This is a genomic window from Anaerocolumna aminovalerica (assembly GCF_900115365.1).
GTDB lineage: Bacteria > Bacillota > Clostridia > Lachnospirales > Lachnospiraceae > Anaerocolumna > Anaerocolumna aminovalerica.
Genome location: NZ_FOWD01000007.1, coordinates 81750 through 94280, shown reverse-complemented (window position 1 = coordinate 94280; position 12531 = coordinate 81750). Strand labels below are relative to the sequence as shown.

The 12531-nt window shown below is 35.2% G+C and carries 12 protein-coding genes and 1 other RNA gene; 5 read left to right on the top strand and 8 right to left on the bottom strand.

From position 1 onward, the window contains the following. Nucleotides 1–87 precede the first annotated feature (87 nt). Complete coding sequence (locus BM183_RS05965; protein ID WP_091685255.1) at nt 88–534, top strand: hypothetical protein; 447 nt, start codon at nt 88–90, stop codon at nt 532–534. 179 nt (nt 535–713) lie between these two features. Here BM183_RS05965 and BM183_RS05960 read toward each other — a convergent pair whose 3' ends face one another. From BM183_RS05960 to BM183_RS05945, 4 genes are all read right to left on the bottom strand, one after another. Further along, nucleotides 714–2654, bottom strand: coding sequence for an NAD(+) synthase (locus tag BM183_RS05960; RefSeq protein ID WP_091685317.1), 1941 nt, complete (start codon nt 2652–2654; stop codon nt 714–716). Between the two features lie 69 nt (nt 2655–2723). Further along, nucleotides 2724–2902: non-coding RNA, 6S RNA (gene ssrS, locus BM183_RS05955), on the bottom strand. Between the two features lie 176 nt (nt 2903–3078). After that, complete coding sequence (locus BM183_RS05950; protein ID WP_091685253.1) at nt 3079–4569, bottom strand: sensor histidine kinase; 1491 nt, start codon at nt 4567–4569, stop codon at nt 3079–3081. A gap of 28 nt (nt 4570–4597) precedes the next feature. Beyond that, the gene (locus BM183_RS05945; RefSeq protein ID WP_091685251.1) at nt 4598–5290 is read right to left on the bottom strand and encodes a response regulator transcription factor; all 693 of its coding nucleotides are present in this window, start codon (nt 5288–5290) and stop codon (nt 4598–4600) included. Nucleotides 5291–5670: 380 nt separating this feature from the next. On the opposite strand from BM183_RS05945, the gene BM183_RS05940 reads away from it, so the two are divergent. Beyond that, complete coding sequence (locus BM183_RS05940; protein ID WP_091685249.1) at nt 5671–6369, top strand: Ig-like domain-containing protein; 699 nt, start codon at nt 5671–5673, stop codon at nt 6367–6369. Between the two features lie 140 nt (nt 6370–6509). On the opposite strand, the gene BM183_RS05935 is transcribed toward BM183_RS05940, so the two are convergent. Further along, on the bottom strand, nt 6510–7997 hold the full coding sequence (locus BM183_RS05935) for a flotillin family protein (RefSeq protein ID WP_091685247.1): 1488 nt from the start codon (nt 7995–7997) through the stop codon (nt 6510–6512). 54 nt (nt 7998–8051) lie between these two features. Continuing rightward, the gene (locus tag BM183_RS05930; RefSeq protein ID WP_091685245.1) at nt 8052–8591 is read right to left on the bottom strand and encodes an NfeD family protein; all 540 of its coding nucleotides are present in this window, start codon (nt 8589–8591) and stop codon (nt 8052–8054) included. Nucleotides 8592–8911: 320 nt separating this feature from the next. On the opposite strand from BM183_RS05930, the gene BM183_RS05925 reads away from it, so the two are divergent. Beyond that, a complete protein-coding gene (locus tag BM183_RS05925; RefSeq protein ID WP_091685243.1) occupies nt 8912–9112 on the top strand; it encodes a cold-shock protein in 201 nt (66 codons plus the stop codon). A gap of 174 nt (nt 9113–9286) precedes the next feature. After that, nucleotides 9287–9463, top strand: coding sequence for a metallophosphoesterase (locus tag BM183_RS21465; protein ID WP_091685240.1), 177 nt, complete (start codon nt 9287–9289; stop codon nt 9461–9463). 4 nt (nt 9464–9467) lie between these two features. On the opposite strand, the gene nagA is transcribed toward BM183_RS21465, so the two are convergent. Next, entirely contained in the window at nt 9468–10655 is a 1188-nt protein-coding gene (gene nagA, locus BM183_RS05915; protein WP_091685238.1) for an N-acetylglucosamine-6-phosphate deacetylase, read from the bottom strand. A gap of 63 nt (nt 10656–10718) precedes the next feature. After that, nucleotides 10719–11444 carry a glucosamine-6-phosphate deaminase gene (locus BM183_RS05910; protein ID WP_091685237.1) on the bottom strand — a complete coding sequence of 242 codons (726 nt, stop codon included), beginning with the start codon at nt 11442–11444 and terminating at the stop codon, nt 10719–10721. Between the two features lie 226 nt (nt 11445–11670). Between BM183_RS05910 and BM183_RS05905 the strand changes: the two genes are divergently transcribed. Continuing rightward, nucleotides 11671–12531: a helix-turn-helix domain-containing protein gene (locus BM183_RS05905; RefSeq protein WP_170847904.1), complete on the top strand. Its 861-nt coding sequence runs from the start codon at nt 11671–11673 to the stop codon at nt 12529–12531.

Sequence of the window (12531 nt, the reverse complement as noted above, 5' to 3'; positions counted from 1 at the left end):
TAGAAAAAGTAATCATAATTTTTCTTTTTCATTAATAAGATATATAAAGCATAACTGAACTTATACCAGAAAGGCATGGTGCATCATATGTCAAGAACGAAGATTTTCGTAATTCACTTAAAAGAAATTATATATACGGCAATATTTGCTGGGCTGGGTATTCTTCTGATTCTTTTACTTATTATAATGTTCCTGAATAAGAAGGATGATTCCGCACCCACCATGGCAACTCCCAAATATACACCAGGCGTATGGTCTTCATCAATTCTTATAAACGATACATCACTTAATATAGAAGTTGTACTGGATGAAGATCACATCAATTCCGTGCGTGTTGTAAACATTGACGAAGCTGTTACTGCTATGTATCCATTGATAGAACCTGCTTTAGATGACATTACTGAACAGTTAGAAGATGGTGTTAGCCTTGATTCCATTACTATTTCTGAGAATCATAAATATACCCAGCAATTACTTCTTGATGCAGTAAAAGCAACCATAGCCAAAGCGGAAAAGGTTACCCCGGATAAATAATACATAACAAATATTTTTTGACATATAATAAGCCGTTATAAAAAATAACTGTCATTCTGAGCGTAAATTCAGCATGGCTGAATTCTATATTCGAAGAATCTTACCTAATAAGGAGATTCTTCGCTTAATTCATCTATGCTGAATTTACGCTCAGAATGGCAGTTTTATAGTGGACAACCCTATTTTAAATTTATCTTTTGTAAGTCCTCCAGCCATAAGGCTGCACTGGCATCGCTTGGCATACGAAGGTCACCTCTTGGTGATAGAGCTACAGAACCAACTTTAGGTCCATCCGGTAAACAGGAACGTTTAAATTGTTGTGAAAAGAAGCGGCGGTAAAAGGTTGTAAGCCATTTATATATAATCTCTTTCTCATATTCGTCTTGAAAGGCAGCAACTGCCAGTCTGAATATCTTTGATGGTGTAAAGCCAAAACGTAATATATAATACATGAAAAAGTCATGAAGTTCATAAGGCCCAACCAAATCCTCTGTTTTTTGTGATATTTTTCCATCTACCGGTGGTAATAATTCAGGACTTACCGGCGTATCTAGTATATCCAAAAGTACTTCTTTTAAGGATTCTTCTTTTACAGCATTTGCTGTTTCTGCAAAATAGGATACCAGATACCGTACTAAGGTTTTCGGCACAGAGGCATTTACACCATACATGGACATATGGTCTCCGTTATAGGTAGCCCAGCCAAGTGCAAGCTCTGACATATCACCGGTTCCGATAACTAAACCATTATATTGATTGGAAATATCCATAAGTATCTGAGTTCGTTCCCTTGCCTGAGCATTCTCATAGGTTATATCGTGAACTTTGCTGTCGTGGCCAATATCTCTAAAATGGAGGGTTACTGCCTCTTTAATAGGAATTTCCTTTAAGGTAGTTCCAAGGTACTTTGACAGTAACAAGGCATTTTGGTAAGTTCTGTCCGTTGTTCCAAAACAAGGCATGGTTACTGCTATGATGCCCTTTCGGTCTAATTCCAGCAAATCAAAAGCTTTACAAACAATAAGCAAAGCCAGGGTAGAATCAAGACCTCCGGACAATCCGATAACAGCCGATTTTAGGCCGGTATGCTCCAGCCTTTTCTTCAATCCATATGCCTGAATATTACTGATTTCCTCACATCGTCTGTCTCTGTCAGCCTTTATACTTGGTACAAATGGGGATTTATTAATATATCTTGTTAAATAAGTTTCCGAAAGTTCCATGATTTTCGTAAACTGAAACTCCACTACAACATGTTCCTGTTGACCCTTTGGTATAAAGGTAGACATTCTGCGGCGTTCATTCATTAACCTTTGAATATCTATTTCTGATGTTATAAATTGATTTTCGAATCGTTTTGACTCACTTAATACAGTGCCATTCTCGGCAATTAAGTTATGCCCTGCAAATACCAAATCCGTAGTGGATTCTCCTTCTCCTGCATCCGCATAAATATATCCGCAGACTAATCTGGCTGACTGATTTTTCACCAAATCACGCCTGTAAATATCCTTACCGGTAGTCTCATCACTGGCAGATAAATTAAGAATTAAACTTGCACCTGCCAAAGCATGTCCTACACTTGGAGGAGCAGCCACCCATAAATCTTCACATATTTCAACACCGATAGTAAGAGCAGGCAGGTTCTTGCAGCGGAACAATATATTGGTTCCAAAGGGTACCTCTTTATCTCTTACTTTTATATATTCAGGGTTACTATTACCCGGATTAAAATGTCTTGCTTCATAGAATTCAGAATAGTTGGGCAGATTTTTCTTTGAAATCAAGCCTAGCAATTCTCCATTCTGTATCACTGCCGCCACATTATACAGCTTACCCTCTTTACATATTGGAAGCCCTACAGCTGCAAGTACATCCAAGCCTTTAGTGTAATCCACAATATTCATAAGCTGTTCTTTTGCACTGTTAAGTAGAGTATCCTGTAAAAATAAATCACCGCAGGTATAACCTGTGATACATAATTCAGGGAAAACCAAGACTTTTACCTGATTCTCTTCTGCAATATCAATTATTTCCTTTATTCTGTCTCCATTGAAATTACATCCTGCTACCTGAATCTTAGGGGTAGCGGCTGCAACCTTAATAAATCCATCTTTCATATCAGCACCAATGCCTTTCAGATTTTGAATTCTAAAAAAGGCAGCTAATGCTGCCCTTTCTCTTTGGTTAATGAACCCGAAACGCCGTTTCTCGTATTTTGACTCCTAGCAAAGCTAGGTGGGTTTCCGCATATAAGCCTCTGTCTTCCACTGCAAACGGTGGCCTGACATAATCTTATAGATGTAGGAGTCCCATTTTATATCATGTAGGTTCAAAATAACGAGAGTGTCGAACATTCCAGGAACCTTATCTTTGTATTTATTATATCTTATTTAGATGAAATGTTCAAGTATTTATGTCAAAAAATGTACAATACAGAACATGTCTAAATGCAATAATTTGAGACAAAACAAGCCATTTTCTCTATTTCCTTAATTTCAATAAACTAAATACTTATCCATTCCTCGAAAGACATATCATATATTAGATATCAAGTCTTCCGACATAATCTTCTAAACATTGAAAATAGAACACAAACTCTGTTCCTACTCCCACTTCACTGTAAACTTCAATGACTCCATCATGCTTTATGGCTATTTGTCTGGCTATAGCAAGACCAAGTCCAGAGCCTTTTTCATTTTGCTTTAGTTTTGATTTATAGAACTTATTAAAAATACTCTTTAAATCATCTTCCGGTATACCAATTCCTTCATCCCGAATGGATACTCTTAGTTTATCCTGTATTGATAAATTTATGTGTATAGAAGAATTTTCCGGCGTAAATTTAATGGCATTATCCAAAATAATAAGAAACATCTGTCTCAATCGATCGTAATCACCCATCATCATATAACAAGTCCGGTCACGATTCATTTCAACGGTAATATTCTTTTCACTGCTAATGGCGGAGATACTTCTTATTAAATTATCGAATATCTGAACCACATTTACAGGCTCTTTTTCTATTATAAAATCTGGATTTTGCATTTTAGAAAGCAATAATAAATCCCCTACCAGACGTTCCATGCCCTTGCATTCTTTTAACATTCTGTCATAATACTGAGCTATTTTCTCCGGATCGGTCACTACACCGTCCACTAAAGTTTCCGTATATGCACGAATAACAGTAATGGGCGTACGAAGTTCATGGGATACATTTGCAAAGAAATCTATACGCATTTGATCCCTGTTTTGCCTTTCTATCTCATTTTCCGCCAGTTCATCTGCCAGAATATCAATGGATCTTGCTAAATCACCAATTTCATCCTGTCTATTAATGTCAGTTTTACTTTGGTATTTTCCATTTGCCAATTCTAAAGCTGTAATACGCATTTTCGATATGGGATTGGATAACCCTTTGGCAAATACTATAGCTATAATAAAAGATATAAATAATGCCACTAAAATACTAAGAATAATTAAAGACATACTATCTTTAATTATTCTATTCTGTCCTTCTATCTGAGAAACCAGCATAACAGCTCCCACTACTTCGCCATTGACGCGAATGGGTTCCCCTACAATCACTGAAACACCGCCAAATTGTTCATAATAACCATTCCGGGACATGGGCTGATTCTGAAGGAATACACCTCCAATAACTTCTCTGGCATCTTCCGGCAGGTCAATATTATCCATTACTACATTCTCAAGACTTTTATCCATGGGCTTTACAGCATTTGGATTGGATATTGTCCAGACATCCGGCTCCTCATCATCAAGCTCACCAAGTATTACAAGATATTCCAGATAGCTTTCCTCTTCATCATTAATGATGGCCTGCTGCAAACGTCGGGAAATACTTTTTGCCTGTTTTTCCAGTTTATCTTTATAATCATTCATGGTATTGGTTTCATATAATTTCATAAAAATAATACCGATTAAAACTGCAAAAACGGTCAGCATAACAGCATAATTGAAGTACACTTTCACAAAAAGCCTATTCTTTGCTTTTACCTTATTCATTTTTTGCATATTTACTTTTTCCTCATATTCACAGGCTTTATTCTTCCACTTCGAATTTGTATCCTACTCCCCAGATTGTCTTGATCTCCCAATTCGGATGGTCTACCTTATCCAGCTTTGCTCTTAAACGTTTAATATGGGAATCAACTGTTCTGCTGTCTCCAAAATAGTCAAATCCCCACAGGCTGTCTAATAAGTTATCTCTTGTGAATACTTTATTCGGATTCTTAGCAAGGGTCCACATAGTCTCTATTTCTTTCTTTGTAAGGGATACCTTTTTTCCTCCGATATGTAATGTATACTCATCCAGATTAATTATCAAATTGCTTATTGTTATGGTATTACCGGACTTTATATCCTTTTCTGTTCTGGTCATTCTTCTTAAAACTGCTCTGATTCTGGCCATAACTTCACTTGGGCTGAAAGGTTTTACTATATAATCATCTGCACCAATGTCCAAACCCATAATTCGTTCAAAATCTTCGCCTCTGGCTGTAATTAAAATAACCGGAACATTGGATTTAGCCCTAATCTTTCTGCAAACTTCATATCCGTCTTCCTTTGGCATCATAACATCTAAAAGTACCGCCGCCGGATTATAATGTTCAAATAACCGTAGCGCTTCTTCTCCATCATAAGCAACCACCGGTTCATATCCTTCCTTTTTCGTATAAGTAGATAATACATCGGTAATATCATGATTATCATCTGCTATAAGTATATATTGCATAGCACAATCCTCCTTATTATTACTTTATACATTGAATGTATACTTCTATATTTATTCAGCAAGCATTCCGTATAATGCTTTCTAATTGCTTTTATGCAATTCAAAAAGAAAAGGCAGATTATAATTTGTATTATAAAACCTTTTCTCCAATTAAACCTATGGTAATCATTATATCGTAAGTCCATGTTCAAAAACAAGGGTAAATTATGTTTTTAACCTCTATTAAATTCTTACGATTTTTTTAAGATTTGCCATCATTCTGACAAAAATTGAATATATAATCACTGTATAGTTGAAAGATTTCTATGATTTTATCATAGAATCAGAATGAATGAAATATTTTAAATAACTGAATATTTCATATTGGAGAGGATACAGCCATGAGAAATAACTTATTAAAAAAGTGTTTCATTGTACTGGGCTTGTTTTTATTCTTCACTATATTCGTTCCTATTCCGGTTGCCGGTAATATTATAGTTGCAAGAGCTTCAGACACACAGGCGGAGCAAAGCGACATTAAACTTAATGTTAAGAAAGTATCTATTATAAAAGAACGTACTTATGCATTAAAAGTATATAATATAGCTGACAATCACAAAGTAACTTTTAAATCCAGTTCTGATTCCATTGCAAAAGTAGATGGAGATGGAGTCATTACAGGTGTTGATTTTGGTGATGCGACGATTACTGTTACTGTAAAAGATGGTTTTAAAACCGTCACAACATTAGAATGTGAAGTTACTGTGGGACCACCTGCACTTAGCGTTAAATTAACTAAGTCAGAAATCACATTATCTGTTGGACGTAATACTACATTAACCGTTATTTTAAAACCCAATAATACAGTAGAAGAAGCTAAATTCTCCAGTAATGATACTTCCATCGCAACCGTTAGTGTAGGGGGACGTATTACAGCGAAATCAGCAGGTGTAACCTATATTTTTGCATCCATTGACAATGGAAAATATGATATGTGCAAAGTTACTGTAACAGAAGAAGAAACTAGTGAACAAACAAGTCAAGATAGTAAAAGTCAAAATGAGACCAAAGAAAGTAAAAAAGCAGATAAAAAAGAATAAACAAGGCTAATAAAATCAGCTTGTTAGTAAGCTTAGTGAAAAGTAATATTATAATAGTTAGTAAACAAATAAGATAATAAAAAGAATTAAAAATGTCATTCTTTGAGAATTTTTTCTCTTAGAATGACATTTTTTATAAGTTATTCTATTTCATTAAATACTTCTGTTTTAACTACTTCTGTACCTTCTGCTTCAGAAACAACTTCTGCATTATTCTCTTTCATATCCTCTGTCTCTTTTTCCTTGGATACCTTAGATTTTAATGCCTCCATAAAGTTAAATCCTGTCATAGCTTCTATTGTTTCCGGTAACTGGCTGATAATTTCTGTAACATACCCGGATACCTTTGCAGCACCTTGGGAATCTGAACCATTTCCATTATCAATAATAACAATTTTTTCAGTTTTTGTTAATGGTTCGGCAACTGAAGCTGCAATTTCAGGAAGTTTTTCAACAATCATCTGAGTAACCGCTGCATTGTTATATAATTTGTATGCTTCTGCTTTCTTTTCCATGGTTTCCGCTTCCGCCATACCTTTGGCACGTATAGCCGCAGCCTCTGCTTCACCTTTTATACGAATGGCTTCTGCTTCTGCCTCTGCTTTTACCTTAATAGCCATACTGTATGCTTCTGCTTCTTTTAATTCTGAATATTTTCTCGCATCTGCTTCTTTACCGATTCTATAGGCATCTGCATCTGCTTGCTTATTTACAGTGGCAAGAAGTTCTTTTTCACGTCTGACAGCTTCTTTATCCTGAATCTCACTTTCTTTTTCCTTCCTGGTTAGCTCAACTAACATGGCTGTTTCCGTTACTTCTTTGGCTACTTTATTTTTCTCAATCTCATAAGCCAAGTCTGCTCTAGCCTTTGCTGTTTCCTGTTCTTCACGATAGGCCTGGACTTTTAATTCTTTTTCTTTACTGGCTTCTGCAACATGGGTGTCTGCTAAAATCTTGGCTTCTGCTCCCAGTCTTTCTGACTCAGAGGTTTTAACCTGTGTCTCCCTTCTTGCTTCTGCCTCTGCTACTGCTGCATCTCTCTTAACTTCTGCAATTCTTGGTTTACCCAGTGCTTCCAAGTATCCGTTTTTATCGGATATATCACGGATGGTAAATGCTTTTAATTCCAATCCCATAGTTGCCAGTCCAACTGCTGCAACCTCTTGAACCTGTGAAGCAAATTTTTCTCTGTCCTTATAAATCTCTTCTACTGTCATTTTGGAAATGATTTCACGAAGTTTTCCTTCCAGTACGTCTTTGGAAGTATCTTTAATAATGTCGATGGTTTGCTGCTCTCTGCCTGTATTAAACTGCTCAATGGCGTTTAAAATACTTTCTTTATCGCTCTTAACTTTTATAACTGCTACACCATCTGCACGTATGTCAACACCTTGTTCTGTCATTGCACTTTCTGTTCTTACCTCAATCTTCATGTTTTCCAAAGAGATTTTATCGGTACGCTCCAGTAAAGGTACAACAAATCCGCCTCCGCCGGATATAACCCTTTTCTTTAAACCGGTTACAACAAGTGCTTTGTCTTGGGGAACCCTTTTCCACATAGTGGTGATTAAAATGATAAAAAGCAAGATGACCCCAATAGCAATTCCTGCTATAAAAATTGCTTCCATACTGTATCCTCCTTAAAAATTATTTATATTTCATGCAGGTTCAAAAAACCTACACTAAATATCAAAAAGAGACACATAAAATATATAATCTGTTATCCAGCAGATTACCACTTCCTGCCCTGCTTTAAATGCCTCTCCGTGTATACCTTTGGCAGGGGATGTATAACTGTTTCCGTTTATCACATAGGATATTTCTCCAAACCCGTTTTCCAATATTGTTTCCGTAACCTTAGCCCGAAGACCTACAAGATCCTCTGAATCAGGGGTACTGGTATTCTGCGCTTTCTTTAAGGGTCTGATGACAAACAGATTCATTAAGGTGGACAATACTATTCCGGCAGCAAAGGCCAACAAAATAATAAAAATAACCTCCAAAGCAGGAAAGGCATTCCATATAAGCCATCCTACTCCTCCATAAACAGTTATAAAAAATATCAGCAAAATTGGGCTGATAGGAATAAAAAGACTAAGTCCAATATCAAAATCCAAGTCCAGGCCGTCAATACCTATTACTTCAAAGATGTTACCGAATATTAGAGATAATAACATAAGTCCTATTCCCACAAAAAAACAAACTTGAAATACCGTTAACAAAAGAACTTCCTCCTTACTTTTCAGGACATGTATTAAAAACTTCTATGTTTTACATGGTAAAGATTTGTATTTTGTATTTATTATACAATACTGGAAAAGATTTTGATAGTACTAATATATACATACTCAATTAAAATCATTTTAGTATCAGTTAAAAAATAGATTAAAAAACTTTTGAATTATAGCTTAATCAACACCTTTATATGTGTAATTTTTTCTATTTTAAGAATAATTTGACATTTTTCTTTCTATGTGATAAATTAATTGTATCGTTATATTTTTGTATCGATAGAATATTCTTATGCTTTTAGGAGGGTTATATGAAAAAGGGTACAGTCAAGTGGTTTAATGCAAAAAAAGGTTTTGGTTTCATTACTGACGAAGAAGGCAATGACGTATTCGTTCACTTTTCCGCACTTAATATGGATGGCTTCAAAGCCTTAGAAGAAGGACAAGAAGTTCAATTTGAAATAGTAAACGGCGAAAAGGGACCTCAAGCGGCAAATGTAACTAAGCTTTAATTGGTGCTTTCCCTTGAAAATAGTAAAAGGACCTTCAAGAGTATAGTATTATTATATGAATAGGTTAATTCGTATAAATTACAATAATATACTCTTGAAGGTCTTTTACGTTATATATAATAAAAAGGGACTGTTTTTAATTTTAAAAACCATAACATTATAAAGAGGAATAAAATGAACATAGCTATTTTAAGTGATATACACAGTAACTATACTGCCTTAAATACATGTATTGAACATGCTTTACATAGAGGAATTATACACTTCATCTTTTTAGGTGATTATGTTAGTGACTGTCCATACCCTCAAAAAACAATGAATTTGCTATATGAGTTGCAAGATAATTATTAAATATCTATTTCATCTGATTTTTATTAATCCTTCCTTTTACCATAACAAAATCAACCAGAATATTCTCATCAAAAATAATCAAATCTGCATCTTTGCCTTCTTCAATAGACCCCTTGGATGAATCTATCTTAAGGAGCCTTGCCGGGTTAAAAGTCATCATCTTCACAACCTGATATAAAGGGGCCTCCGTTAATCTGTAAAAGGTCCGTACAAGCCTGTCTGCAGTTGCCACACTGCCTGCAAAGGAACTTCTGTCCGGTAGTTTTGCTACTTCATCCTCCACAATTACCTCCAATCCAATATCCTTATTGCCTAAGACATAGATGCCGTCAGGCATACCTGCCGCCCGCATAGAATCTGTAACAAGACATATTTTATCCGGGCCTTTCACCTTATAAATTAACTGAAGTAATTCTTTGGGCAAATGCTTCCCGTCTGCAATCACTTCCACATATAAATCATCAAGGAGATAACCGGCTTCCACAGCCCCTGCCACCCGGTAAGAATTCTTTCTGGTTACCGTTGACATAGCAGAATAAAAATGAGTTAATGCCCCCAGTCCGTTTTTAAAACTTTTATATACTTCTTCGCAAGTAGCGTCCGAATGTGCCAGGGAACTTACAATATTGTTTTCTCTAAGTACACCGAGAAAATCTTTTGAGCCTTCTAATTCTACTGCAAAAGACCAGCGAATAATTCGGTCTGTTTTAGCTAACACCTCCAAATATTCTTTTTTATCCGGATTTCTTAAATACCTTGGATCTTGAGCTCCTCTTTGATTATATGAAAAATACGGACCTTCCAGGTGTAATCCTAAAATATTGGGACAACTTTCTCTGCTTAGGTCTGCTTGATTAAATAAGTCTATAAAATCAAGCAAAGATTTGTGGGTACCTGTAATGGTGGTAGGTACAATAGATGTAGTTCCATACTCCATATGTGACTTAGAAGCGTTATAAATAGCATCTAAGCTTCCATCCATAAAATCATATCCGCCTCCTCCATGGGTATGGATATCAATAAACCCAGGAGAAAGGTATTTGCCCTCTACATTTATAATTTCATCATAAGTTTCTTCAATAACACCGTTATAGACAACTCTATGAATTTTGCTTCCTGCCGTCAAAAGTTCTCCCTGCTTAATACCTGTAGTTGTTATAATACTGGCATTTTTAAATAAGATTCTCTTCATAGAAATCTCCATTCTGCCGAAATACCCCATATTTGGGTGACAGCACAATATGTAAATTTAATACTATAAATAAAATGCGGAATCCTTATCCAGGAAAAGTGCCATGCTGTTATGCATTTTAAGTATGGTTGCAGGAATACGCTGGCTAACCGGATTCTCCATCATATTTTTAATAGCATTAGCCTTTACTTTAAAAGGAACACTGGAAACTATATTCTTACACTGCATGATTTGATATACAGACATGGAAATTGCCTGGTCAGGAACTTCCTTAACGGATGGGAACCAGCCTTCAGAAACCTGTTGTTGTTTGCATGCCTCATCCAGATTTACTACAATATAAGCATCTTCTGTCCCAAAATCTGCCGGTGGATCATTAAATGCAATATGAGCATTTTCTCCTATTCCAATAAGTCCCAGATCAATAGGCTCTTTTCTGATTTCTTTTGTTAATTCTTCAATGGTTTGTTTAATATCTCCCTCTCCATTTACCAGGTAAGCCGATTTAAGATTAATTTTATCAATAAAACGCTCCTTTAAATACTTTCTAAAACTTGCCGGATGACTGATGGGTAAATTTATGTATTCATCCAAGTGAAACATTTCTACTTTACTCCAATCAATGTCTGACTCAATCAGTGCTTTTAATGTGTCAAATTGGGAAGCACCTGTAGAAAGAATAATTCTTGCCTTTCCTTTCTCAGTTATGGCTCTGTTAATAATATGGGCAGAATACTTTGCAGCCTCCTGTCCTAATTCTATTGAGTCTTTTAGTATTTTAATGTTCATCTTAGCAATCTATCCTTTCTTAATATATTTCTTTTAAACCTGTTGTCATATAAATAAGCCTTTTTATTTATACCAATATGTCAAATATTTAAAAACTGTGTCTTCGGTTTATGGCTAGGTACCAGCCATCGGTAAATTTTTTAAAAACTTTTCACTTCTTTACAATATATTTGGAATAACATATAATACAAGTAGTTACTTTTATTCCATGAAAGGCGGTGTTAGTATGCATGATCCCTATATTTTTAAAACTTTTGATGAAAATCTGTTAGTTAACAGAACCAATGATTTTTCAAACACTTCCAAAAGATGGGACCATTATCACGACTTTTATGAAATATATTATTATCTGGGAAATGAAATGAATTACTTTATTGATAATAAAGTGTACTCCATTAGCAATAATGATATGGTATTCATTCAGCCATATCTGTTTCATCGTACTGTCTATAAGCCCGGCAGCGAAAAAAGCCGTATCCTTATACTTTTTCACCCTAAATTGTTACAACAGATAAGTATATTAGAAAACGATGAATTCTCCCATAAAGTAAGGGATTTTTTCTTAACGAAAAAAAAGTTTTCTTTGCAAAGTGAGAAAAGTAAAAAGTTACTTTATGATGCAGTTATGCACCTTTATAACACCTCCGTTATGAATTCTTCTTACAAAGCTATTAAAATGCAATGTGCTTTAATAGAACTGTTTACTACTATCTGTGACTTATCTTCTGATGAAACAGTGGAAAATTCCACTCCTATGCTTTCTCCAAAGGAAAAGCTGGTTTATAATGTTATAAGATACATAAATGAAAACTATACCTTGGATATTACCCTTGATGCCATCTGCGAGAAATTATTTGTAAGTAAATATCACTTATGCCATACCTTTAAAGAAATTACAGGAGTTACGGTTATCCATTTTATTAATAAAAAACGACTTTCTGAAGCGGAGCGGTTACTGCGCTATTCTACATTAAGCATAACAGAAGTATGTCATTCCGTAGGCTTTAACAGTGTAGGTCATTTTATAAATCTTTTCTCCAAAAATTACAATTGTACTCCCAATGCTTTTCGTAAAAATATCCGGTAA

Excerpts from the sequence above, each read along its gene's own strand:
- BM183_RS05965 (WP_091685255.1), top strand. The coding sequence starts at position 88 with ATGTCAAGAACGAAGATTTTCGTAATTCACTTAAAAGAAATTATATAT.
- BM183_RS05960 (WP_091685317.1), bottom strand. The coding sequence starts at position 2,654 with ATGAAAGATGGATTTATTAAGGTTGCAGCCGCTACCCCTAAGATTCAG.
- BM183_RS05950 (WP_091685253.1), bottom strand. The coding sequence starts at position 4,569 with ATGCAAAAAATGAATAAGGTAAAAGCAAAGAATAGGCTTTTTGTGAAA.
- BM183_RS05945 (WP_091685251.1), bottom strand. The coding sequence starts at position 5,290 with ATGCAATATATACTTATAGCAGATGATAATCATGATATTACCGATGTA.
- BM183_RS05940 (WP_091685249.1), top strand. The coding sequence starts at position 5,671 with ATGAGAAATAACTTATTAAAAAAGTGTTTCATTGTACTGGGCTTGTTT.
- BM183_RS05935 (WP_091685247.1), bottom strand. The coding sequence starts at position 7,997 with ATGGAAGCAATTTTTATAGCAGGAATTGCTATTGGGGTCATCTTGCTT.
- BM183_RS05925 (WP_091685243.1), top strand. The coding sequence starts at position 8,912 with ATGAAAAAGGGTACAGTCAAGTGGTTTAATGCAAAAAAAGGTTTTGGT.
- BM183_RS21465 (WP_091685240.1), top strand. The coding sequence starts at position 9,287 with ATGAACATAGCTATTTTAAGTGATATACACAGTAACTATACTGCCTTA.
- nagA (WP_091685238.1), bottom strand. The coding sequence starts at position 10,655 with ATGAAGAGAATCTTATTTAAAAATGCCAGTATTATAACAACTACAGGT.
- BM183_RS05910 (WP_091685237.1), bottom strand. The coding sequence starts at position 11,444 with ATGAACATTAAAATACTAAAAGACTCAATAGAATTAGGACAGGAGGCT.
- BM183_RS05905 (WP_170847904.1), top strand. The coding sequence starts at position 11,671 with ATGCATGATCCCTATATTTTTAAAACTTTTGATGAAAATCTGTTAGTT.